The sequence below is a fragment of the Selenomonas sp. AE3005 genome (assembly GCF_000686945.1).
In the GTDB taxonomy this organism is placed as follows: Bacteria; Bacillota; Negativicutes; order Selenomonadales; family Selenomonadaceae; genus Selenomonas_A.
In genome coordinates this window covers 23,705-48,425 of sequence record NZ_JMME01000001.1, presented here as the reverse complement: position 1 = coordinate 48,425, position 24,721 = coordinate 23,705, and the positions used below count along the sequence as shown (strand labels likewise).

Genomic DNA, 24,721 nt, shown 5'->3' with positions numbered 1-24,721 from the left:
AACTATTGCAGTATACCATCTATCCTTGGCGGCTGTCAACTTTTTTCTAAAAGTTATTGTCATTGCGCAGCTGAATCGCCTCCGCGACATGCGCCGCCTCAATATTTTTGGCCCCGGCCAGGTCAGCAATGGTACGGGCTACCTTAACTATGCGGTCATAGGCCCGGGCCGATAAATTCTTTTGTTTGAACGCCAGCGCGAGCATAGCCTGCGCCTGCTCGTCCAACACACAGAGCTTTTGCAGCAGGGCATGATTCATCTGGGCATTGCAGAATATGCCGTATTTCCTGAACCGCTGCAGCTGAATTTCCCGGGCGGCCACAACTCTTTGCCGAATCTGCGCCGAAGATTCCGCGCGTTTTTTAGAGGCGAGCTCGTCATATTTGACACGCGGCACCTGTATGTGAATATCTATTCTGTCCAGCAGTGGCCCGGATATCTTGCGGTTATACTGCCGTATCTCCCCGGCCGAGCAGGTGCACTCCTGCTCTTCATCGAGGAAATTGCCGCAGGGGCACGGGTTGGCGGCTGCTATCAGGATAAAATCCGAGGGGAAGGTAAGCGTAGCGTGTACCCGGGATATCGTGATTTTTCTGTCCTCCAAAGGTTCACGCAAAACTTCCAAAGTCTTTTTGCTGAACTCCGGCAGTTCATCGAGAAACAGCACGCCATTATGCGCCAGTGTCACCTCCCCGGGCCGTGGGACGCTGCCACCGCCGATAAGCGCCGTCATGGAACTCGTATGATGGGGACTTCTAAACGGGCGTCTTTTGATAAGGCCGCCCTCCCTGGGGAGCAGCCCGGCCACGCTGTATATGCGCGTAACTTCTAGGGCCTCCTCTGTGGTCAGGTCAGGCAGTATCGTACTCATACGCCGGGCCAGCATGGTCTTGCCGGCTCCCGGCGAGCCGACCATCAGTACATTATGGCCGCCGGCTGCGGCAATCTCCAAAGCCCGCTTGGCCTGAAACTGTCCCTGCACATCAGCAAAATCGTCCTGGCATTCAGTATCCTGCTCCGGCACAGGTTCAGCTTTGGCTGGTACCAGCCGTTCCTGACCTGTCAAAAAACCCACCAGCTGACTGAGATTGTCCAACGGATAAACAGCAATCCCGTCCACCAGCAAGGCCTCGTTGGCATTGGCCTTGGCGACAAACACCGCCTCAAACCCGGATTCCCGCGCCTTCACTGTCATCGGCAAAATCCCCTTAATCGGCCGGCACTCGCCCTCCAATGACAATTCTGCCGCAAAGAGATATTTAGCAAGCGTAACCGCTGACACCAGTCCATAAGCAGCCAGCAGCCCCACCGCAATGGGTAAGTCCAGGCCGGCACTGTCCTTGCGCACGTCAGCCGGTGCCAGATTGATGGTCACCTTCTCCTGCCGCAGCTGAATCCCGGAATTGCGGATTGCCGTGCGCACCCGTTCCTTGGCCTCCTTGACCAGGGCGTCAGCCAGCCCCACGATTTCAAAACCTGGCAGACCGGCCGCGGAATCCACTTCCACATCGATGAGCAGCCCATCTACGCCTAAGGTTGTCGCTCCATACGTTCTTGCAAACAAGCCGTTCCCTCCCTTTCCCTAGCTTTCAAAAGCTCCCGGTAAATGACGAACCTGCCATTTATTGCCCGGCAGGGCATAGACTTCCAATACATCAAAACGGCAGAAACACCTGTCCTCCAGATGATTCTGCCGTAGATACCATTTTGCTGTCTGTATAATTTTCTGCTGTTTATGATAGTTTACCGCCTGGGCCGGCGTGCCATAGCGGCTGCCATGACGCGTCTTTACTTCGACAAAAGCCAGCACTTCCCCGGCCTTGGCAATTATGTCAATCTCCCCCACGGGCACACGAAAATTGCGCGCACAAATAACATAGCCGTGCTGCTGGAGAAACTCCGCCGCTGCCTGTTCGCCCTGACTTCCGAGAATCTGATTATGCATCAGCTAAACATCTTCTTCCCAGCTACTATTTTCCACCAGGCTTTTTGGCTTTTTTGTCAATACGGTACACATAGGCCATAACCTCCGCAATCGTGCGATAAAGTTCCGGGGGAATCTCCCTATCTATCTCCAAGGCCATCAGCATATTGACCAAAGTCTTGTTTTGATATACAGGAATGGCGTTCTGCTGCGCTGCTGACATAATGTTTTCCGCCACATGTCCACGGCCCTTGGCTATCACTCTTGGTGCCGTATCGCGTTCCACATCATATTTTAAGGCCACCGCCTGCTGCGGGGCATTGGGATCTGTTTCCGGCTCCGGGTGCAATGTCGGGCGCTGTCTTTTCATTCCTGTTCACCTGCCTGTGTTCCTTCACTATGTTTAGTCTATTACTCATCAGTCCTTCTGTCAAGGACATTTTACATAAAGCGCCGCTCACCCACAGCCCCAATTTTCAGCTCTTTCAGCCGCAGGGTGCTGTCCCTTAACGAACTTCTGAGCGCCTCTGTCTGACTTCTGAACTCGTTGGCCGATTCCGTGTTGGAAAAGAACAGCCGCATATCCAGCTGATTTTCCTGATACACACGGCAGGTAAGCTCTACAGCCCCGATATTATCCGTCAGCACACACAGCCGCAGCCATGTTTCCTTCTTCATTTCCCCCGTCTCCGGATCCGGCCGCTTTTCATCATATACATGTATATATGATGGATAAGTCGTTTCTTCCCCCATATACATGGGCAGCATAAAGTTAAGCGACCGCTGGCCGGGGACAATGGAATTATCCCCTTCCATGGAATGACGCATGGACAGGACAAACATCGCCACGTCCTTGCCGGCCTTTTTGAGCTGCCGCGCCGTCATATTGCGCGTCATTGACATGTCACACAGCTGCATGAATGCCCATAATCTGGGCAGATCAGGAATATTCTGCTGCAGGGCCGCCTGCTGTACCGTAGCCGGAATATTAGCCTGACACAAGCGAATCAGCTGCTGCAGCTGCTGGCTTTCCTTGGCACTGAGCAGTGCCTCCTTGCCGTTGACAAAACTCTGCATAAGCAAAGCGTCCTTCTGTGTCAGATTGCCTTCCTTCATCAATAACTGCCCTAAATCACGCAGGGCGTTCATCATTTGCGGCGTGTTCTCCATATTCTGACTGAGCAGCTGATTCTTCGCCTGCTGCATGGCAGCCTGCTGCGGCCGTCCCTCAGCTGCGGCCGTCTGTTGTCCCTGACCGTCTGTCTGATATGGTGCGGCCTGATTATTTACCGGCGCTGACAAGCGCTGTCCCTGCGCCATATTCTGCGCCGGCATTCCCTGACTATTGTTGGCAGTCTGACCGGTCATCGCCTGTCCGGCAGTGTTTGTCTGACCAGTCATATTCTGACCAGGCGCTTGTGACTGACCTGTCATTTGCTGACCTGTCAGCTGTGCTCCCGGTGCTGCCGGCTGCGCCTGTGCCTGTCCGGGTACAGCTGCCTGCTGACCTTGACCTGTCAACGGCTGTCCCTGACTTGTCAGATTTTGCCCCTGACCTGCTGTCTGGGGCTGCGCAGCCATCTGGCCGGCTGACGTCTGCGGCACACCAGGCCCCGGCTGTGGCGGTTGTCCGGCCTGACCAGATTGTCCGGCCTGACCAGATTGTCCGGCCTGACCTGGGGTTGTCTGTCCCGGCGTCGTTGCAGCCTGCTGGCCGGCCTGACCAGGGGCCGCCTGCTGACCTTGCGCCATCGCCTGTCCGGGGGCAGCCTGTCCCGGTGTCCCCTGTCCCTGCGTCATCTGCCCCTGCGGTGCATTTTCTGCAGCAGCCTCACTGCCAGCAGCCGGCCGCGGCATAAAGTACTGCACCAGCTGTTTGAGGAAATTCATGGAGCTGCTCTCCCCGGCTATAGCAGCGGGTGGCATACCTTGGGGCTGCAGGGCCAGTAAAAGCTGCTGCACATCTTTAGGCAATTCGGCAAAGCTCTTGTTATCGAGCAGTTCAAACGCCGCTTTTGTGAGCAAGACCGGCTCTAAAGCCGCATTATTCTCGCTGCTGACCATTGTTTTTAAATTGGTCAGCAAGGTCTGCATGGTATCACTGACTTCCAGACTCATGCCCTTGTCCATCAGCTTGCCCATCTGTGTGAGCATACGGGAAAAAGCGCTGAGCTGGTCCATGGAAAAACGCTGGCTTTCCAGACTGCTGCCGAGCCCCTGCCCTAAAGTTTCTTCCAGGGAAAAGGCCTGTTTCATGATATTTTGTATCATCTTTTGCAAATCAGCCGGCATCTTATCCACGGCCTCCGTCTGATTGCTGGCGATTCTGGCCAGAATTCCGGCCATATCATCAACGGCGTTCTGGATTGCCACATTGGTTTTGGGACTAAAGGCCGCCGAAGAGCCGCCGCCCTCACCGCGCCGCCCCAGCCCCTCAGCCGCGCCTGGCGCCTGGGGGCGGTCAACGGGGCGAATCCCCACATTCATCGATGTTTCCATTGGCATTTCCATCACACCTTTTCTACATCTTTTATAACGCCGTTGTTCCAGTTTTGCCATAGGCAAAACTTCCTCTTGGCGTTTCAACGAGGCGGGAGATATGCTCGCCGCCTGTTTTGGTATTCGTGCCCCCACCTGCTGAGGTGGGGGACATTTTCTTGCCTCGTTATACTAAATCAGTTCTGCCTTAAAACGGCACGCCCGTCTGCCGGTCCACCATAGAACGGATAGGTTCAAAGGACAAACGGTGAATCGGACAAGGGCCATACTTTTTAAGGGCCTCAATATGCTGGGCCGTACCATAGCCCTTGTGCTGGGCAAAACCATACTCAGGATACTGCTTATCATATTCGTCCATCAGCCGGTCACGATTGACCTTGGCAATAATAGAGGCGGCGGCAATCGAGGCCGACTTGGCGTCACCCTTGATAATGGACTCGGAAACCATCGGCAGATTATCGAGTTTTACCGCGTCGATAAGTACCGCCTGTGGTTCCTGGGCCAGACCAAAGATGGATTCGTACATGCCATTTATCGTGGCCTGATAGATATTCACGCGGTCAATGGTCTTAGCGTCCACCAAAGCTGTCTTAATGGCCAGAGCCTTGTCCATGATTTCATCATACAGTTCATCACGTACTTTGGCCGACAGCTTTTTGGAGTCATTGATTTTCGGCAGGTATAAATCATGCGGCAGAATAACCGCTGCCACCGATACCGGCCCGGCCAGCGGCCCCCGGCCGGCCTCGTCCACCCCGGCCACGAATTCGCAGCCCTTAGCCCAAAACTGCCGTTCATAATTGTAGAGTTCCGCCACACGCTGCCGTTCCTGCTGCTGCCGTTCATAACGGCGGACCAGCGTGCCGATGGCCTTGCGGCCGTCATTGCGGCAGAGCGTCAGAAATTCTTCCGTTATCTTCTGCTCTGCAAACAAAGCCTCTACTTGTTTTATCGTATAATTACTCAAATCATTCACTGCTTTTTGACTCCTCAACTGTATTTTCTACAGGAATTTCATCAAGTGTTACCAAACCTAATTTGCCAGCCCGGAATTCGTTTAAGACAATGTTTTGCGCCTTTTCCAGGTCGACGACGCCGCCCTTGACCAGACAGCCGCGCTTGCGGCCGATGAGTTCGAGTATCTCCAGGCCATTTTCCGGCACTTCGCCGGTCAGCTTAAAGCGTTCGGCCAGTCTTTCCGGATAATCACGGCGCATTACGCCCAGCAGCAGGGCTGTCACCTGTTCCCGGTCATAGATATCATCATTGATAGCGCCGGTGAACGCCAGTTTAAGCCCCACGGTCTGGTCCTCAAACTTCGGCCAGAGAATGCCCGGGGTATCGAGCAAATCCAGATTCGAACCAATCTTTATCCACTGCTTGGCTCTGGTCACACCGGGTTTATCCGCAGCCTTGGCCTTTACTGCTCCGGCCAGGCGGTTAATCAGGGATGACTTGCCCACATTGGGAATCCCCAGAATCATGCAGCGCGCGGCCCTAGGCTTGGCTCCCTTGCTGACGAATTTATCCGTCTTGGGCCGGGCCAGTTCTTCAGCCACCTTCACAAGCTGTTTCATACCCTTGCCATTCATGGAGTCAATGGCCACTGCCGGTACATTTTGCTCTTTAAAATAAGCCAGCCACTTTTTCGTGCTGGCGCTGTCTGCCAGGTCAGATTTATTCAAGGCAATCATGCGCGGTTTGCCCTTGATGATTTCCGCCAGCATGGGGTTGGCACTGCTGAACGGAATCCGCGCGTCAAGCAGTTCTATCACCACATCAACGAGTTTCAGATTCTCTTCTATTAACCGCTGCGCCTTTTTCATATGGCCTGGGAACCATTGCAGATTAGGTATATCTTTTTTATCCATATTATTGTATCCTCTCATCTTTTTCTATCAGAATTAGTATACCATAATTTCCCTCAGAGAAAAAATTTTAAAAAAAGTGTTGACAGACATAGAGCTTTGCCGTATACTAATATTCGTTGATGACGCCACGGCGAAACATCACGGGGGCATAGCTCAGCTGGGAGAGCGCTTGCATGGCATGCAAGAGGTCAGGAGTTCGATCCTCCTTGTCTCCACCATAATGATTACAAACGGTTGCGATTTGCGCAGCCGTTTTTATTTTACTGTACAATTATTAGAAAATTATTGACTTTGCGTCTATTCTGTGTTATCATAATCCCAAGCTAGGATACAGGCTATCCGGAAAAGGTAATAGCTAGCCGTAGGAGAGTTTGTTATCCGGTGACAGTTATGGCTCGTGAAGGAGGGGAGTCCAATGGGCCCGTAAGATTGGAACCCAAGTGAGTTATGAAAATAGAATATGAGATAATGAGCTAACAGCCTGACAGGTGATATGTCAGGCTGTTATTTTTTGGCATTTTTTGCTGACAGTTGTAAACTTGTAAGACAAATTTTAATTTGTCATTGACAGGCCCCCACCATCTATATTAAGATATATGACAATATACACAACGCCGTGTAGAGTATTGTTATTTGACATTTTAAGAAAGAAGGGGTTACGTTGGCATTCTATTTTGAAGAACCATCACACACTTTTGGCGAGTATCTGCTTGTTCCCGGCTACTCATCGGAAAAATGCATTCCGATGAATGTATCCCTGCGTACACCGCTGGTGAAATTCCGTAAGGGCGAGGAACCGAAGATTACCATGAACATCCCCATGACCTCTGCTATCATGCAGGCGGTTTCCGATGATAACATGGCAATCGCACTGGCCAAAGAGGGCGGTGTGTCCTTCATTTACGGCTCCCAAAGCATTGAAGATGAGGCCGCTATGGTTTCCCGCGTAAAGCATTACAAATCCGGTTTTGTCAGCAGTGACTCCAATATCAAGCCCTCCACCACTCTGGGCGAAATTCTCGACCTGTTGCAGGAAACCGGCCACTCCACCATGGCAGTTACCGAAGATGGCACGCCGAACGGCAAGCTCTTAGGTATCGTGACCAGCCGTGACTATCGCGTTTCCCGTATGTCCATGGACACACCGGCCAGCGATTTCATGACGGCTTTTGAAAATCTGGTTTACGCCAAGGCTGAAGAAGTTACCACCATTGGCCAGGCCAACGATATCATCTGGGAAAACAAGCTCAACATGCTCCCGATCATCGACAAGAATCAGCGCCTGCGTTACATGGTGTTCCGTAAAGATTACAATGCCAACAAAGACAATGAGCTCGAACTCATTGATGACAATAAGCGCTATATCGTCGGTGCCGGTATCAACACCCGTGACTATGCAGAACGTGTGCCGGCCCTCTTAAAAGCCGGTGCAGATGTTCTCTGCATTGACTCCTCGGAAGGTTTCTCCGAGTGGCAGCGCATTACCCTGAAATACATTCATGAAAACTTCGGTGAGGACGTAAAGGTCGGTGCCGGCAACGTCGTTGACGGCGAAGGTTTCCGTTTCCTGGCTGATGCTGGCGCTGACTTCATCAAAGTCGGTATCGGCGGCGGCTCCATTTGTATCACCCGTGAAACGAAAGGTATCGGCCGCGGTCAGGCTACGGCTCTGATTGACGTTTGCCACGAACGCGATAAGTATTATGAAGAAACGGGCATTTACATTCCTGTCTGCTCCGATGGCGGTATCGTGCATGATTACCACATGACACTGGCACTGGCTATGGGCGCTGACTTCCTCATGCTCGGCCGCTACTTCTCCCGTTTTGACGAAAGCCCGACGGACAAGGTTAAAGTCAACGGCACCTACTACAAAGAGTACTGGGGCGAAGGTTCCAACCGCGCCCGCAACTGGCAGCGCTATGACCTGGGCGGCTCCAAGAAACTCTCCTTCGAAGAAGGTGTTGACTCCTATGTTCCGTACGCCGGCCCCCTGAAGGACAATGTGGGCACGACGCTGGCCAAGATTCGCAGCACGATGTGCAACTGCGGCTCCCTGTCCCTGCCCGAGTTCCGCGACAAGGCCAAACTCACACTGGTATCGGCAACCAGTATCGTGGAAGGCGGCTCCCATGACGTAATTCTCCGCGACCGTTTGGGCAGAGACTAATCCCTGCTAACACCTTATAGCGACAAAAATCCGCTGAGCGCAATGCTCAGCGGATTTTTTCTTTGCGTATTTTATTCCTTGGCGAACAGGGCCTTGGCAAAGTCCTCGGCCACGAAGGGGCGCAAATCTTCCACACCCTCGCCTACGCCAATCCATTTAACCGGCATGGAGAGCTGGCTCTTGATACCGATGACCACACCGCCCTTGGCCGTGCCGTCCAATTTGGTCAGCACTACCCCGGAAATCGGTGCCGCCTTGGTAAAGAGTTCCGCCTGGCTGATGGCATTCTGGCCTGTAGTTGCGTCCAGCACCAGCAGGGTTTCATGCGGTGCGCCTTTGATTTCCCGGCCAATAACACGATTGATTTTTTCCAGTTCCTGCATGAGGTTGGACTTATTTTGCAGGCGGCCGGCCGTGTCGATGATAAGCATGTCGATGTTACGGGCCACAGCCGCCTTAACAGCGTCATAGGCCACAGCTGCCGGGTCAGAACCTTCTTCATGCTTGATGAGCTGAGCACCGCTGCGGCCGGCCCAGACTTCCAGCTGGTCAATAGCCGCCGCACGGAAGGTATCGGCAGCTGCCAGCATGACACTCTTGCCCTGCTCCTTGTAATAAGCGGCGAGCTTGCCAATCGTCGTGGTCTTGCCGGCACCATTGACACCGATTACCAGCAGTACCGTAGGGCCTTCGGCAGCCGTCCGGGTGTTATCTTCCCCCGCCGTAAGAATGGCGGCAATTTCCTTTTCCAAAAACGGTTTTAAATCTTCGGGGCTGTTGATTTCCTTTTTCTTAATGCCCTTGCGTACAGCGGTCATCAGTTTTTCCGTAGTCTGCACGCCCACGTCGGCCATAATCAGGGTTTCTTCCAGCTCGTCGAGAAAATCATCATCGATATCGGCATAACCAATAACCAGCTTTTCAATTTTCGTGGTCAGGTTTTCCCTGGTCTTATTCAGGCCCTTTTTTAATTTGTCAAAAAATCCCATAGCTAAACTCCTATTCTACGTCGTCTATTTTCACTGATAATATCTTTGATACACCGGCGTCCTCAATGGTGACACCATACAAGGTGTCCACCGCCTCCATCGTGCCCTTACGATGGGTTACCACGATAAACTGGGTGTTGTCGGCAAATTCCTTCAGGAAGGAGCCAAAACGCACGACATTGGCCTCGTCGAGCGGCGCGTCAATTTCGTCGAGCACCGAGAACGGCGACGGCCGGTAGCGCAGGAAGGAAAAGAGCAGGGCGATAACCGTCAGCGCACGTTCACCACCGGACAGGGCTGACAGGTTCTGCCGTTTCTTCTGCGGCAGGGTAACGAGAATGTCCACGCCGGTGTTCAACACATCATCTTCATCAAGCAGTTTCAGCTCGGCCTTGCCGCCGCCAAAGAGGCGCACAAAGATATCGGCAAAGTACACCTGAATCTGGGCAAAGGCCTCCTTGAACTGCTTGGTCATGGCCTCGTCCATTTCCGCCAGAATCCGCTCCAAATCTTCCTTGGCACTGTTGAGGTCGCCGGCCTGTTTCTGCATAAAATCATGACGCTGGGAAAGTTCTTCATATTCTTCCAGCGCGTTGGGATTGACCGGTCCCAATTCCTTCAGCTTGTGCTCCAGACGCTGCATATTCGTCTTGATATCCCCCGGCTCGGCGTCCATGGCCTCCTCTGCCGCCCGTTCCGGCGTCAGGCCGTATTCTGACAGGATATCCTCCTGCAGGCTCTCAATATGCATTTGCAGTTTATTGTCCAGCACCGCCAGCTTTTGCACCTCAGCCTGCAGGCGGTTGAGGGCCTGTGCGGCGTTGTGAGCCTCTTTATCGTTTTGCTGATTGGCCGTCAGCTTGTCCATACGCTCATTGTAGATGGCCGTATGAGCCTCCTGACCGGCGTCATAAACTTCCTGCAGGCCTTTCTGCTGGTCAGCCAGTTCCTGCAGGCGCTGCGTACTGTCCACGAGGCTTTTTTCCAGTTCCTGCTCCTCACGCTCGTTTTCCCGCAGGCTCTGTTCACTGTTTTCCTTGGCTTTGGTACGCAGCAGCAGGAATTGACGGCTGTTTAAAGCCTCCTGCTCGAGCGTTGCCCGTTTGACTTCCCGGTCATGGATATAGGCCGCTAAATCATCGGCGTCCTGTTCTAAATCCTCCAGGTTCAGCTGTGCCTCCTCGGCCGCCTTGCTGAGTTCCTCGTATTTCTTTTCCGCCTCAGCCGCCGCCCGTTTGGCCATAACCTTCTTTTCCTGCAGTTTGGCAAACGAGGCCTGCAGTGCAGCCATCGCCGTTTCCAAATCAGTTACGAGCTTTTCCTGACTTGTCAGATTTTCACCCAGACGGGCCAGACTTGTCTTTAACTCGGCCTGATGGATATCCGCCTGCTGCAAGTTTTCCCGGGCCGACAGCAAATCTTCCTCGGCTGTCTGCACCGCTGCCTGCCTGGCCTGACATTCCTGCCCGCTGGCCGCCAGCTGTTGCTGCAGTGTCACCTGCTGGGCCTGCAAATCAGCGATTTCCCCGCTACGGTTGAGATAGCTGGCCTCCTGGTGCCCCCGGCTGCCACCGGAAAGGGAACCGCCGGGATTAAGTAATTCCCCGGAAAGGGTGACAATCCGCAGGCGGTAGCCCTGTTCCTTGGCCAGAGCCAGGGCATTGTCGAGGTTATCCACCACCAGCGTACGCGATAACAGGAAATCTACGGCCTTTTGATACCGCGTTTCGGTTTTCACAAGCGTATTAGCCCAGCCGATAATCCCCGGCAGACGGGAATTAAGATTCTGTGGCTGGCGGACCACCAATGTGGACAACGGCAGGAAGGTAACACGCCCCTGCTTTTCCCGTTTAAGGAAGGCAATGGCCGCCTTAGCCGTGTCCGTATCGGCCGTGACGATATTCTGCATATTGCCGCCCAGGGCAATTTCGATAGCCGTCACATAATCACGGGGCACATCAATGAGTTCTGCCACCGCCCCGGCCACGCCGCTGCGCCATTTTTCCTGGCTTTTCAGCACGGCTTTTACCGCCTTGCCAAAGCCTTCATAAGCCTGTTGCATACGGGTTAAGAATTGCAGCTTGTTTTCCGTGTTCTTCAGCCGGCTGGCAAGGTCACTGGCCTTGTCGCGAGCAGACCGCAGCTCGTTTTCCGCTGCCTTTCTGGCCTGCTGGGCCGCCTGCAGCTGCTCCTGGCACTTACGGGCATTGTCGGCCTCAGCCTCGAGTGATTCCTGCAGTTCGGCCTGCAGTTTTTGCCAATGCTGCAGTTTTTCCCTGGCCTGCTGCAATTCGCTTTCCCGGCCCTCCTGCCCATCAGCGCCATTTTCCAGGTCGCGCTCAGCCAGTGCCAGTTCCTGCTGCTTAGCCGTCCAGACGGCAAATTGGGCCTCTTTTTCCTTATTGACAGCCTGGCTCTGTTCTTCCAGCGTCCGAATACGCTGACTATAGTCCTTCTGCTTGGCCTGTTCCTTGGTCAGAAATTCATCGAGCAAGGCCAGGTCCTGCTTTTGCTGCTTTTCCTGTTCGGCCAGCCGCGTCATCTCCGCTATAGCCTCAGCGATTTCGTGATTAAGTTCCTGCCGGCGTTCCAGAATGCGGTCCCTGATACCGTCACTCTGGTCCTGACGTTCCTGCAGCTTGGCCGCCTCCTGGTCGGCTACCGCCATCTTCTGCCGCAGGAACTCATTTTTTTCGGCCTGTGCCTGCATGGCATTTTCCAGGTCGATTATCTCTTTATTGAGGCGTTCTTTTTCTGCAGCCAAAGACTGGACTTTCGCCTCAGCCGCAATGACCTCGTCCTGCAGCTGGGTGAGTTTCCCGTCATTAGCCTGCTTTTGTCCGGCCTCCCGTGCGTAATCCTGCGCCAGTTTCGTCAGCTTATAACGCTGGTACTCCTCGTGGAGCCCGTTATAAATTCTGGTTTTTTCCGCATGCCGCGCCAGGGGTTCCAGCTGGTTTTCGATTTCATGGATAATATCCTGCACGCGGACAAGGTTGTTCTCCGTATCGGTGAGTTTCCGCACGGACTCGCGTTTGCGGTTGCGGTACTTGGTGATACCGGCCGTTTCCTCAAAGAACGCCCGGCGCTCTTCCGGGCGGCTGTTCAGAATATCATCAATGCGGTTCTGCCCGATAATACTCATGCCATCATGCCCAATACCCGTGTCGGCAAAGAGATTGTAAATATCTTTCAGCCGGCACCGCGAACGATTGATATAAAACTCACTCTCGCCGCTGCGGTACAACCGGCGCGTCACCATAACCTCGCGGAAATCCACCGGCAGGGTGCCGTCATTGGCAAACACCAGCGTAACTTCGGCCACGCCCAGAGCTTTACGGGAGGCCGAACCGGTGAAGATAATATCCTCGGCCTTCGTCCCACGCAAATTGCGGACATTCTGTTCACCTAATACCCAGCGAATGGCGTCTGTGATATTGCTCTTGCCGCTGCCGTTAGGCCCGACAATAGCCGTTATCCCCTGGTCAAAATCTATTGTTATCTTGTCAGCAAATGACTTAAAGCCATAAGCCTCCAACCGTTTTAACTGCACCCTCTACACCTCATTCGTCATTTCCCTGCACACATACTATCTACTATACCATATTTGCCCTCTTTTCTCAAAACATAACAGGGCTGCCGCACGTCCGTAAACGTACCTCAGCCCTGTTGTCTTTTCACCTTACTATTTCGTTGTACATTTCCGGGCGGCGGTCACGGAACAGCCCCCAGCTCATACGGTCTTTGGCATAACCATCAAGGTCAAAGCTGGCCGTCAGCACCACTTCCTCTGTACGGCCGGCCTCGGTGATGATTGCGCCGGTATTATCCGTGATAAAGGACGAGCCGTAAAAGTTCAGGCTTGACTGCTGGCCGCCGTTTTCCGCGCACGGTTCCACCGTTTCTACACCAATGCGGTTAGCCGCCACCACCGGCAGCAGGTTGGAGCCGGCATGCCCCTGCATACAACGCCGCCAATGCGGCATGCTGTCCGTTTCCAGTATGGGCTCCGAGCCGATAGCCGTGGGATAGAGCAGAATTTCTGCCCCCTGCAGGGCCATCGCCCGGGCCGCCTCGGGGAACCACTGGTCCCAGCAAATACCTACGCCTACCTTGCCATAGCGTGTATCCCAGACCTTAAAACCGGTATTGCCCGGTGTGAAGTAGAATTTTTCCTGATAGTAATGGTCATCGGGAATATGTGTCTTGCGGTATACGCCCAAAACGCTGCCGTCAGCGTCCAGCATGGCAATGCTGTTAAAAAGGCGCGTGCCGTCCTTCTCATAAAAACTGATGGGCATAGCCACGGCCAGTTCTTTGGCGATAGGCTGGAAATGGCGAACCGCCGGATTATCCGCCACCGCCGTGGCATAATCATAGAAATCATACTGCCGTTCCTGACAGAAATACGGCCGTTCAAAGAGTTCCGGCAGCAGGATAATCTGTGCCCCACGTCCGGCCGCCTCGCGCACCAATTTATCAGCCTTGTCGATATTCTCACGCACACTTGCCGACATCTGCATTTGAACGGCGGCTACAGTTACATTGCGCATTTTGTCACCTCGTTTTCTGTGCCCCTAAAGACTTGGTATCTGCTGTGTCAGGCAGTGGAAATTGCCGCCGCCGACAATAACCGCCCGGGCCGGCAGGGGCACGACCTGGCGTTCCGGGAAACACTCCCCTAAGATACGCCGCGCCTCGGCGTCCATTTCATCACCGAACTGCGGCACAATAACCTTGCCATTGCAGAGATAAAAGTTCACATAGCTGGCCGCCAGTCGTTCCCCGGGTTCACGCCTGTCCTCACCTTCCTCGAAGGTAAAGCTGTTTGCTTCTTCCTCGGTGATGCTGACAGGCTTTTGCGGAATGGGCAGTTTATGAATCTTAAACGGGCGCCCTTTAGCGTCCACAGCCTGTTCCAATACCTCTAAATCCCCCCTGCTCAGCGCATACTGCGGGTCAGACTCATCGTCCGTCCACGCCAGCAGAACTTCACCGGGACGGACAAAGGCAAAGACATTATCCACATGCTCATTGGTTTCATCGTTATAAATGCCCCGGGGCAGCCAGATTACTTTTTGGGCGCCCAGATAATAGCACAGTTTTTCTTCAATCTGCACCTTGGACAAATTAGGATTGCGCCCCTGCGAGAGCAGGCACGTTTCCGTCACGACCACGGTTCCCTCGCCGTCCACATGAATTGAGCCGCCTTCGAGCACAAAATCACCGGCGTCATAGATATCATCATGCAGGGCCGCGCACATCTTCTCTGCCGCCGCATCGTCCTGCGCGTAGTTGGGATAAAGCCCGTCAACCTCACCGCCCCAGGCATTGAATCGCCAGTTAATGCCCCGGCGGCGCCCCTGGCCGTCCACGACATAGGTAGGCCCCATATCTCTGGCCCAGGCGTCGTCCGTGGGAATATCCAGATAGTGGATATGTTCCTGCGGTAGGTCTTTCAGCATAGCCTCAGCCTGAGCGCGGTGCTGCGAACCTACGAGCAAGTAAAGTTCCTCCACCGCCGCAATCTCGCGAATAAGCTCCACAAAAACCGGCTGCACATCGGCACCATTATTTGTCCAGGAACCGGGCCGTACAGGCCATATCAAAAATGTCCCGGCATGCGGCGCAAACTCCGCCGGCATATAAAAACCATCTGCTTTAGGTGTGCTGCCTGTAATCATCATGACAATCGTTCCTTAAAATCTTTATAGCCAAACTTCCTGACCAGCGTGCATTCACCGCTGGCGTCCATCTTCCAGATAGAGGGCAGGGCCATGCCGTTGAAGGTATTATTCTTGACCATGGAATAGATGGCCATATCCTCAAAATAGAGTCTGTCCCCCGGCTTAACTGGCCTGTCAAAAGAATAATCGCCAATGATATCCCCGGCCAGGCAGGTACAGGACGAAAGCCGGTAAGTATGGGCTTTCTCCCCGGCCTCGCCGGAATCCTTAAGCGGCGGCCGGTAGGGCATTTCCAGCACATCAGGCATATGACAGGCGGCTGACGCGTCAAGCAGCAGAATATCCACACCATGATTTGTCACCGTGTCCAGTACCTCGGTAATGAGATAGCCTGCATTAAGAGCCACGGCCTCGCCCGGTTCCAGATAGACGGCCACGTCATACTTATCCTTGACGCCCTTAATCAGGTCAATCAGCAGCTGACGGTCATAATCGGCCCTTGTGATATGATGGCCGCCGCCCATATTCAGCCAATGGATAGAATCCTTTGCCAGCCAGCAGCCAAACTTCTGCCCTACGGCCTGCAAAGTTGCCGCCAGCGCGTCGCTGTTCTGCTCACAAAGGGTATGGAAGTGCAGGCCGTCCAGCAGTTCCCAGAGCTGTGGCGCGGTTTCCACCGCCCGGGCAAAATCCTCCGCCGTAACACCAAGCCGCGAGCCGGGCGCACAGGGGTCATAAATAGCATGGTCCTGTGTCGAGCATTCTGGATTGATACGCAGGCCGATACCATGCTCAATGCCGCGCGCCTGCTGAATTTCCCGCACCTTGGCACCAAAGCGGCGCAGCTGGGAAAAGGAATTAAAAATCACATGGTCGCAGATAGCGGCAATTTCTTCAATTTCCTCCGGGCGGTAAGCCGGGGAAAACACATGGTTCTCCCCCGCCATTTCCTCATGGCCCAGGCGCGCCTCATAAAGGCCGCTGGCCGTAGCGCCGTCAAGATACTTGCCAATCAAAGGATACTCGGCAAACATCGAAAAGCATTTCTGCGCCAGCAGGATTTTACAGCCGGCCGCCTCTTTGACCTGCTGCAAAATCCGCAGGTTATTCTCTAAGGCCTGTTCGTCCACCACATAAGCAGGCGTTGGCACTTTATCGATTTTCCTGGTCATGCCTTAGTCCACCAGTACCGGATTTTCCTCGACCTTCCAGGGCAGGCCCCATTTGTTGAGGGCCTCCATGTACGGGTCCGGGTCGAACTCGTCCGTGGTAAATACGCCGGGTTTCTTCCACTGGCCCGTAGCCACGAGCATGGCACCAATCATGGCCGGTACGCCCGTCGTATAAGAAATAGCCTGCGAGCCTACTTCCTTATAGCACTCCTGATGGTCGCAGACATTGTAAATGTAGATGGAACGTTCCTTGCCGTCCTTCTTGCCCGTGAAGATACAGCCGATATTCGTCTTACCCTTCGTCCGCGGGCCCAAAGAGGCCGGGTCCGGCAGCAGCGCTTTGAGGAACTGAATCGGCACGATTTCCTGACCGTTGTAGTTAATCGGCGTCGTGGAGAGCATGCCCACATTTTCCAAACAGCGCATGTGGTCGAGATAGCTCTGGCCAAAGGTCATGAAGAAACGGATACGCTTGACTTCCGGCATATTGCGGCCGAGAGCCTCGATTTCCTCATGATGCAGGAGATACATATCCTTCTTGCCCACGCCCTCGAAGTCATACTCGCGCTTAATGCTCATGGCCGGAATCTCAATCCACTTGCCATTTTCCATATAGGAGCCGGGTGCGGAAACCTCACGCAGGTTGATTTCAGGGTTGAAGTTCGTAGCAAACGGATAGCCGTGGTCACCGCCATTGCAGTCGAGGATATCAATGGTGTCAATGGTGTCAAAGTAATGTTTCTTGGCATAAGCAGCAAACACGGAGGTTACGCCCGGGTCAAAGCCCGTGCCCAGCAGCGCCGTCAGGCCGGCATTCTTGAACTTATCCTCATAAGCCCACTGCCAGGAGTAATCAAAGTAAGCGGAGAAACCCAGTTCCTTACAGCGCTTTTCATAGATTTTGCGCCATTCCGGGTCTTCCGTATCTTCCGGCTCGTAGTTGGCCGTATCGATATAATCTACGCCAGCAGCCAGGCAGGCGTCCATAATGGTCAAATCCTGATAAGGCAGCGCAACATTGAGTACGGCATCCGGCTGATATTCTTTAATCAGCTTGGTCAAAGCCTCTACATCATCAGCGTCAATCTGCGCCGTGGTGATTTTCGTCTTGGTCTGTCCCTGTAATTTTTCTTTTAAAGCCTCACACTTGCTCACCGTGCGGCTGGCAATCATGAGTTCGTCAAACACCTCATCATTCTGGCATACCTTATGGATTGCTACACTGGCCACGCCGCCGCAGCCGATAATCATCAATTTGCTCATTTCTTTTCCTCCTCTGACAGAATATCTTCAACATATTTGGGCAGCATAAAAGCACCCTTATGTAAATGTGTCGTATAATACCAGGTTTTGAGCCCCCGCTCATTCCAACGCTGGGCGTCAAAATCCTTTAACGGATGATATTTCTTGGACGCAAAGCCAAACATCCAAAGACCGGCCGGACAAGTCGGAATCCCGGCATGATACACACGGCTCACGGGGAAACTCTGGTAGGCCTTGCGGTGCATGGCCCGGAAAGCCGCCTCGTCCTCATCATAGAACGGACTGCCATGCTGGTAGACCATAATACCGTCATCATGCAGGGCGCGGTAACAATTGCCATAGAACTCACGCGTAAACAGGCCTTCTGTATGGCCAAACGGATCAGTCGAATCATTGATGATAAGGTCGTACTTATCCCGGCAGCGCCGCAAAAAACGCAGGCCGTCCATGTTGGTAATCTTCACGCGTTCATCATCAAACCCCTTGGCGGTTTCGGGGAAAAATTCCCGGGAAACCTCGATGAACATTTCATCAGGCTCTACCACATCAATGGACTCAATCTCGGGGTACTGCGTGAGGACTTTGGCCACACCACCATCACCACCGCCGATAATCAGCACATTTTTTACCTGCGGATGAACAGCCATCGGCACATGAACCACCATTTCGTTATAGATGAATTCATCAGCCTCCGAAAAGATGATTTCGCCATCGAGCACAATCATTCTGCCAAATTCCCGGGATTCAAAGACATCAATGCGCTGGTATTCACTCTGCTTGGAAAAAAGCTGTTTATCCACACGCACAGAAGTTTTGACATTTTCCGTATCCATTTGGGAAAACCATATTTCCATTATTCAGCCCCCTTTTGACCGGTCAAAATGCGTATTTCCCGGCATTCCAGGTCCTGCGTGCCCTGCAGCGAACAGCCCTTTTCCCGGGCGTATTCGATATAGTCAAGAATCTCCTGCGTAATGCGCTCCCCCGGTGTCAAAATGGGAATGCCCGGCGGATAACACATGAGCATTTCCCCGGCAATGCGTCCCACTGTTTCACTGAGCGGCATACGCTCGCCCTGCGCATAAAAAGCCTCACGGGGACTCATCACGAGTTCCGGCGCAATGAACTCACCGCAGTAAAGTTCCTTCTTATCCTTGCCGGCACGGTCGGCAATATCTTCGAGCGCGCCCACGAGCCGCTCGATATCGCGTATACGGTCACCGATGGAAATATAGGCCAGAATATTGCCGATATCACCGAACTCAATCTGAATATCATACTCATCACGCAGCATATCGTAAACTTCTATGCCCGTCATGCCAATTCCCTGTGTAAAAACAGACAGCTTGGTCACGTCAAAGTCAAAGACGCTGTCCCCGTCAATAAGTTCCCGGCCATAGGCATAGTAGCCGCCAATCTCATTGATTTCCGCCCGGGCATATTCTGCCATCGAGCTGACCTTTTCAAAAGACTCCCGGCCATGCAGGGCCAGATTACGGCGTGACAAGTCAAGACTGGAAATCAAAAGATACGACGCACTCGTGGTCTGTGTCAGATTTATAATCTGCTGCACATATTCCACGTCCACACCCTGACCGCAGAGCATAATGGAACTCTGCGTCAGACTGCCGCCGGATTTATGCATGGACACCGCAGCCAGGTCAGCCCCGGCTGCCATACCCGAAATCGGCAGGTTGTCGCCAAAATACAAATGCGTACCATGAGCCTCATCCACGAGAACCTTCATACCAGCTGCATGGGCCAGTTTTACAATCCCCCGCAGGTCCGAGGCAATGCCGTAGTAAGTGGGATTGTTGACAAAAATAGCCTTGGCCTTGGGATGTTCAAGGATAGCACGCTGCACATCAGCTAGCGCCATACCCGTGGCAATACCGATTTTATGATTAACCCTGACCGGCACATAGACGGGAATACCGCCGCACAGTACCAGGGCGTTAATTACACTCTTATGCACATTGCGCGGCAGCAGAATTTCCTCACCGGCCCGTACGGAGGCCAGCACCATGGCCTGCACCGCCGACGTCGTGCCATGCACCATGAAAAAAGCATGTTTGGCCCCGAAAGCATCGGCAGTCAGTTCCTCCGCCTCCCTGATTACGGAAACAGGATGACTGAGGTTATCCAGCATTTTCATGGAATTAACATCCACGCCCACGCATTTCTCCCCGAGGAAATCCACCAGTTCAGGATTGCCGCGGCCGCGCTTATGCCCAGGTACGTCAAAAGGAACAATCCGCCGTTTGCGCAGTTCCAGCATCGCCTCGTAAACCGGGGCTGTATGTTGATTGATTCGGTCCATTTTCCCCTCCAATTAAGCCGCCTGTAAGACGGCGTGCATTTATATTCACTATTTGCAATTTTACCGTTTATCAGCTTATTAAGCAAGCACAAATAATACACAATCTTATAACGCCGTTGTTCCAGTTTTGCCATAGGCAAAACTTCCTCTTGGCGTTTCCCTAAAGGACTAGCTTCGCTTCGCAACGAGGCGGGAGATATGCTCGCCGCCTGTTTTGGTATTCGTGCCCCCACCTGCTGAGGTGGGGGACATTTTCTTGCCTCGTTATAAGAAAAAGCCCCGGCCTAAGCCTGAGGCTTTCCTCGCACCCATCATGCGATTTTCTTCAAATCTTTCTTATGCTGATACATCTTCACGTCCGCACGTTCAAAAACCTGCTTATAACAATCATCCTGTTCGGGATTGTATTCTGCCATACCGATGGCAATAACCACCGTTTTATTCTTCAGGTTCCTATATATTTCCATAGTAAATGTGCTAAGCAGCATTTCCCGTTGCTCGTAGTCATCTCCCTCGAGAATGACCGCAAATTCATCGCCGCCTATCCGATATACCGGGCTCTTCTTGAATATCTCACAAATCAGATGACAGGCGTTTTTGATATACTCATCGCCCACATCATGACCAAACGTGTCATTTATGACTTTCAGGTCATTGAGGTCCATAACTGCTACAGCCATTCCCTGCAGGGTACCCTCGTTTATCTGACTGTCAAGCTGTGCACATTTTTCTGCATAAGCCAGTTTATTTTTCACCCCGGTAAGTGCATCTTTATAGGCCAGACTCCAGACCTTTTTATATTCCTCAAACTGCTCACGTTCTCTTGCCAGGGTAATTTTCAGGTTTTCGCGATATTCGTCACGTTCATGCTCAACAACAAAGGTACGCAGCAGACAGCAGCCCATCATATTGCTGATGGCGTAGAGCGGATACAAGGGAAAAAATATCTGCACCACCGTGAACACCAGCATAACAATACCGGACATACCTACAGCAATATTTCGTTTCCTCTGCTTGCTGCTGATATGAGACGCTATAAACAGCGTATACAGGGAAAGCACCAGCAGCAATACCACCTGATAAATAAATATGAAATCTCTGACCGGGCCTTCATGATATATCCCGTCAATATCAAACCAGAACATGATATCCCACATACGGTTTAAAGGTGTGGCAATTATCACCAACATAAACAGCAGTACTGTGGCTATGTTCAGAAAACGGGCAAAAGCCATCTTTATTCGCAGGTATCTGATTACAAAACGCGACCACAGCACAGTTCCCAGGGCCATAAAGATGAAATACACCTCAGTGTCCACATACAGCGCCATAGGATATGTGCCAATTTTATACAGCCAGGCCCAGATAAAATCCGATATATAATACGCAATGACGGCAAACAGAAACAATCTGTAAAGTCTGTGTCCACGATTACGTACCACGCGCACATCCCTAAACACGATATCATTATTGGTTATAAGGAGCACCATCAATGCCAAAAAATCTATCAGGCAATAATACGTCATAACTTGCACTTCCCCATTTATTTTTCGGTATAGAATCCCTCTAACAGCGAAAAAATATCTCTGAAGTTTATATTCGTGAAACACTCCCAAAAACCTTTTTTAAATTCGTTCTATATCTATGCGCACATCATAAAAGGTACTGCCTTCCCCTTTATCCGTTGTCCGCTGCGAAGTCAGCCGGTTGATGTTCCCCCCTCTGGTGTATTCCTGCCACCAGACACCTTCACTGACCGCTGTACCGCAGGCTGCTTTATCCGTAACCTGCAAAGTAAACTCCGCCTGCCCCCGGGCATTTTTTCCCCGTACCCGGTCACCGGTCTTTAAGCCCAGCCGCTGTGCGTCCACGGGATTTAACAGCAGCGTCATAATATTGCCGCGGGTAAGTTCCTCCCGTTCATTAAACGAGCTGTCCAAAATCCGGGCATCAGGGGAGTTTATCAGTACAAACTCCCCTGCGTCTCCCTCGCTGTGTGCCGGGAAATAATCCGGCAGCGGCGGCGTCAGCCGGGGATTTAATATCTCGATTTTGCCGGAAGGCGTCTTAAACTGCATTTTATAAGCAGCCGGCAGCGGCAGAGCCACCGGCTCTCCGGCAGCCAATCTTTCCCGGTCTACCGGCAAAGGCCAGGCCGTTTTGGTGCTGTCCATAAAAGCCGCAATAAAATCTTTTTCCTGTCTGGCAAAAAATTCATCTGTTAAGCCCATGGCCTTAGCCAGCAGCTGCATGACCTGCCAGTTGGATTTACTCTCGCCTACCGGCGGTATTACCGCCTGCCCCCGTTGAATCACATACTGCCCATAGGAATAATAAATATCCTCATGCTCGAGCGACGTGGTTGCCGGCAGCACGATATCAGCATACAGCGCCGTATCCGTCATAAATCGTTCATGCACCACGGTAAATAAATCTTCCCGAGCCAGCCCTGCCAGTACCTTATTTTGGTCAGGAGCTGTGCAGGCCGGATTGGAAGAATAGACAAACAGGCTCTTAACCTGTGGCTGCAAGTCCTTATCCGTCAGCACATCACCCAGCTTAATCATATTGATATGCCGCACGCCCGGCTTTTCCATATCGGGACGGCGGATAATATCCTTATCAAAAGCATTGCTGCCGGCGGCCGAAGTCAGCATACCGCCGCCCGGTCTGGCATAAGCACCAGTCACAGCCAGCAGGCAGGTAATCAGACGGGACGTCATCGCGCCATTGCCATAGCGTGACTGGCCGCTGCCCAGCCGCAAAAACGGCGCTCTGGCCCTTCCTAAACTCTGCGCCAGTTCTTCTAATACCTTGCCGTCCACACCGGTTATCCGGCTGACAACTGCCGGCGTATACCGGGGCAGAATTTCTGCCTTAAGGTCTTCCCAGCCCTGAACATGTGCGGCAATAAACGCCTCGTCCACCAGTCCCTCACGCGCCATTATATGCATAAGCCCCAAGGCCAGCGCCCCATCAGTCCCCGGTTTCACACAGATAAACTCATCGGCATAGGCGGCCGTCCGCGTGGCATACGTATCAATGCAGACAATCCTGGCTCCCCGCTTACGCGCTATGTCCACATCATGCTTGAAATGAATATCCGTGGCCAGCATGCTGATACTCCAGAGCAGAATAAAATCACTATGCTGCGCCTCCTGCGGTGCTGTGGGCAGCGTCGCTCCCATAACCGCACGAAAGCCCTGGGCCTTGGCCGGTGCACAAATCGTCCTGTCCAGGCTGCTTGCCCCTAACGCAAAAAACAGGGCATGTCCGGCACTGTACTGTAAGGTTCCCATCGTTCCGGCATAGGAATAAGGCAGTATAGCCTCAGCGCCATACGCCTTGATTATCGCCTGCCATTTAGCAGCAATCGCCGCCACGGCCTCCTCCCAGCTGATGGGGGTAAATTCGCCGCTGCCCTTAGCCCCCACACGTTTTAACGGTGTGGTCAGACGCCTGGGGGAATGTACCGTCCGTTCGTAATGCGCCATTTTCGGGCATAACGTTCCCCGGGTAAACGGGTGTTCCGGGTCCCCGGCTACCTTTACGGCTTTCCCATTCTCTACTGTGACCAGCAGGCCGCAGCAGTCCGGGCAATCATACGGACAAGCTGTTTTCTTTATTTCCATAAGTTCTTACACTGCTCCCATCTGCATAAGGAAAAACGGAAGGCCTCTGCCTGGTGCAAAGCCTTCCGCTATCTGTTCATTTTCTGGGGGTATTTATTTCCCTGACGACCTTAGCCTCATCACGGCCTAAGCACCAGCCCAGCACCTTTATTTCCGCATACAGCATTACACGCTGCTCCCGATTGTCCACATCCGCCTTCATCAACTCCTGATACTGGCGAATTGCCTGTTCATAACGGGCAGACAATTCCTGCGGCCTGCGCGGCTTTTCCGGTCGTTCGTTTTTATGTTTGCGGATTAAATCCTCCGCGGCATTTACGGTTGCGTTGTCAGTAACTATCATAGCGGCCTTCCTTTCCGAATCATTTAAGGACTATATGCTACTTATTCGCCCTTATCTGCGGAAAATCCTTCATTACCGCACCGACTTACTTAACACGCCGCAAAAAAGCCTTGATTTTTTCCACGGACTTTTCTTTATTGACTTCCAGACTGCTGGACACATCCAGGGCATAGGGTTTCATGACCTTATTGGCCTGCAGGGCATTTTCCCTGTTTATGCCGCCGGCCACTATTACCGACTTATGCAGCTGCGCAATATCCTGTGCGGCCTTCTGCCAGTCAAAACTCTGCCCCGTGCCGCCGGGATTTTGCGCATCGCCGGCATCAAGCAGAATCATTTCCGCCGGATATGCCTCCGCCTCCGCCACGGAAAAATTCTCATCATAATGATATGCCTTTATAACCGGACAGTCAACCTGCCGCGCATACTCCGCCGACTCACTTCCGTGGAGCTGCACATAGTCAAGTTTTACCCGGTGGGCAATTTCATTTACCACGTCCAGGTCTTCATCCACAAAGACTCCTACCAAACGTGACTTCTGTATCTGACTGCTGATAACCGCAGCTTTTACCGGGTCTATATAACGGGGACTTGGTTTATAAAAGACAAAACCAAGGAAATCTGCCCCAGCCTCTTCCGCAATTTTAGCTGCATATAAATCTGTTATTCCACATATTTTCGCTCGAATCATTTCCTATCCCCTAATTTCTCCACATTTAAATGTAACATTGTTAACTGTCCTCGATGAGTCAAATTTTACAGGCTTTTGTCCGCATTGTCAACACAATAGTATCTAAAATATACAAAAACAGCCAGGATATACCTGACTGTTTTCCTAAAAAAGACTATTT

General features: G+C 52.6%; 19 protein-coding genes and 1 tRNA gene. 2 read left to right on the top strand and 18 right to left on the bottom strand.

Translation table 11 applies throughout. The features are described from left to right. Nucleotides 1-46: 46 nt before the first annotated feature. The 6 genes from DL94_RS0100240 to ylqF all read right to left on the bottom strand — a co-directional run bounded on the left by DL94_RS0100240 (nt 47) and on the right by ylqF (nt 6,294). Nucleotides 47-1,564, bottom strand: coding sequence for a YifB family Mg chelatase-like AAA ATPase (locus DL94_RS0100240; protein WP_028128409.1), 1,518 nt, complete (start codon nt 1,562-1,564; stop codon nt 47-49). Between the two features lie 18 nt (nt 1,565-1,582). Further along, nucleotides 1,583-1,945 carry a YraN family protein gene (locus DL94_RS0100235; RefSeq protein ID WP_028128408.1) on the bottom strand — a complete coding sequence of 121 codons (363 nt, stop codon included), beginning with the start codon at nt 1,943-1,945 and terminating at the stop codon, nt 1,583-1,585. Between the two features lie 25 nt (nt 1,946-1,970). Next, entirely contained in the window at nt 1,971-2,294 is a 324-nt protein-coding gene (locus tag DL94_RS0100230; RefSeq protein WP_051586217.1) for an EscU/YscU/HrcU family type III secretion system export apparatus switch protein, read from the bottom strand. 71 nt (nt 2,295-2,365) lie between these two features. After that, nucleotides 2,366-4,483 carry a mediator complex subunit 15 domain-containing protein gene (locus tag DL94_RS0100225; protein ID WP_051586216.1) on the bottom strand — a complete coding sequence of 706 codons (2,118 nt, stop codon included), beginning with the start codon at nt 4,481-4,483 and terminating at the stop codon, nt 2,366-2,368. 127 nt (nt 4,484-4,610) lie between these two features. Further along, the gene (locus tag DL94_RS0100220) at nt 4,611-5,399 is read right to left on the bottom strand and encodes a ribonuclease HII (RefSeq protein WP_028128405.1); all 789 of its coding nucleotides are present in this window, start codon (nt 5,397-5,399) and stop codon (nt 4,611-4,613) included. Continuing rightward, nucleotides 5,392-6,294, bottom strand: a complete 903-nt coding sequence (ylqF, locus tag DL94_RS0100215) for a ribosome biogenesis GTPase YlqF (RefSeq protein WP_028128404.1) — start codon at nt 6,292-6,294, stop codon at nt 5,392-5,394. Before ylqF ends, DL94_RS0100220 begins: the two co-directional genes overlap by 8 nt. A 142-nt stretch (nt 6,295-6,436) precedes the next feature. On the opposite strand from ylqF, the gene DL94_RS0100210 reads away from it, so the two are divergent. Beyond that, a tRNA-Ala gene (locus DL94_RS0100210) sits at nt 6,437-6,512 on the top strand. Nucleotides 6,513-6,955: 443 nt separating this feature from the next. Then, nucleotides 6,956-8,464 carry an IMP dehydrogenase gene (locus tag DL94_RS0100205; protein ID WP_028128403.1) on the top strand — a complete coding sequence of 503 codons (1,509 nt, stop codon included), beginning with the start codon at nt 6,956-6,958 and terminating at the stop codon, nt 8,462-8,464. Between the two features lie 71 nt (nt 8,465-8,535). Here the strand turns inward: DL94_RS0100205 and ftsY are convergent, their stop codons facing one another. From ftsY to DL94_RS0100145, 12 genes are all read right to left on the bottom strand, one after another. Continuing rightward, nucleotides 8,536-9,453, bottom strand: coding sequence for a signal recognition particle-docking protein FtsY (gene ftsY, locus DL94_RS0100200; protein ID WP_028128402.1), 918 nt, complete (start codon nt 9,451-9,453; stop codon nt 8,536-8,538). A gap of 10 nt (nt 9,454-9,463) precedes the next feature. Next, complete coding sequence (gene smc / locus DL94_RS0100195) at nt 9,464-13,006, bottom strand: chromosome segregation protein SMC (protein ID WP_028128401.1); 3,543 nt, start codon at nt 13,004-13,006, stop codon at nt 9,464-9,466. A gap of 124 nt (nt 13,007-13,130) precedes the next feature. Next, nucleotides 13,131-14,006, bottom strand: a complete 876-nt coding sequence (gene aguB / locus DL94_RS0100190; RefSeq protein WP_028128400.1) for an N-carbamoylputrescine amidase — start codon at nt 14,004-14,006, stop codon at nt 13,131-13,133. 24 nt (nt 14,007-14,030) lie between these two features. Continuing rightward, a complete protein-coding gene (gene aguA / locus DL94_RS0100185) occupies nt 14,031-15,140 on the bottom strand; it encodes an agmatine deiminase (RefSeq protein WP_028128399.1) in 1,110 nt (369 codons plus the stop codon). Further along, nucleotides 15,137-16,312, bottom strand: a complete 1,176-nt coding sequence (gene nspC, locus DL94_RS0100180; RefSeq protein ID WP_028128398.1) for a carboxynorspermidine decarboxylase — start codon at nt 16,310-16,312, stop codon at nt 15,137-15,139. The genes aguA and nspC overlap by 4 nt, the downstream gene beginning before the upstream one ends. A gap of 3 nt (nt 16,313-16,315) precedes the next feature. Next, entirely contained in the window at nt 16,316-17,575 is a 1,260-nt protein-coding gene (locus tag DL94_RS0100175; RefSeq protein WP_028128397.1) for a saccharopine dehydrogenase family protein, read from the bottom strand. Continuing rightward, on the bottom strand, nt 17,572-18,429 hold the full coding sequence (gene speE, locus DL94_RS0100170) for a polyamine aminopropyltransferase (protein ID WP_028128396.1): 858 nt from the start codon (nt 18,427-18,429) through the stop codon (nt 17,572-17,574). The genes DL94_RS0100175 and speE overlap by 4 nt, the downstream gene beginning before the upstream one ends. Continuing rightward, complete coding sequence (locus DL94_RS0100165) at nt 18,429-19,895, bottom strand: aminotransferase class I/II-fold pyridoxal phosphate-dependent enzyme (RefSeq protein WP_028128395.1); 1,467 nt, start codon at nt 19,893-19,895, stop codon at nt 18,429-18,431. The genes speE and DL94_RS0100165 overlap by 1 nt, the downstream gene beginning before the upstream one ends. Before the next feature lie 311 nt (nt 19,896-20,206). Further along, nucleotides 20,207-21,421: a sensor domain-containing diguanylate cyclase gene (locus DL94_RS15065; RefSeq protein ID WP_028128394.1), complete on the bottom strand. Its 1,215-nt coding sequence runs from the start codon at nt 21,419-21,421 to the stop codon at nt 20,207-20,209. Nucleotides 21,422-21,520: 99 nt separating this feature from the next. After that, nucleotides 21,521-23,527 (bottom strand): molybdopterin-dependent oxidoreductase, encoded by a 2,007-nt coding sequence (locus DL94_RS0100155; protein ID WP_028128393.1) that lies wholly within the window; start codon nt 23,525-23,527, stop codon nt 21,521-21,523. Nucleotides 23,528-23,603: 76 nt separating this feature from the next. Then, nucleotides 23,604-23,870, bottom strand: coding sequence for a hypothetical protein (locus tag DL94_RS0100150; RefSeq protein WP_051586215.1), 267 nt, complete (start codon nt 23,868-23,870; stop codon nt 23,604-23,606). A gap of 85 nt (nt 23,871-23,955) precedes the next feature. Further along, entirely contained in the window at nt 23,956-24,561 is a 606-nt protein-coding gene (locus DL94_RS0100145; protein WP_231464415.1) for a phosphoribosylanthranilate isomerase, read from the bottom strand. Between the last annotated feature and the right edge of the window lie 160 nt (nt 24,562-24,721).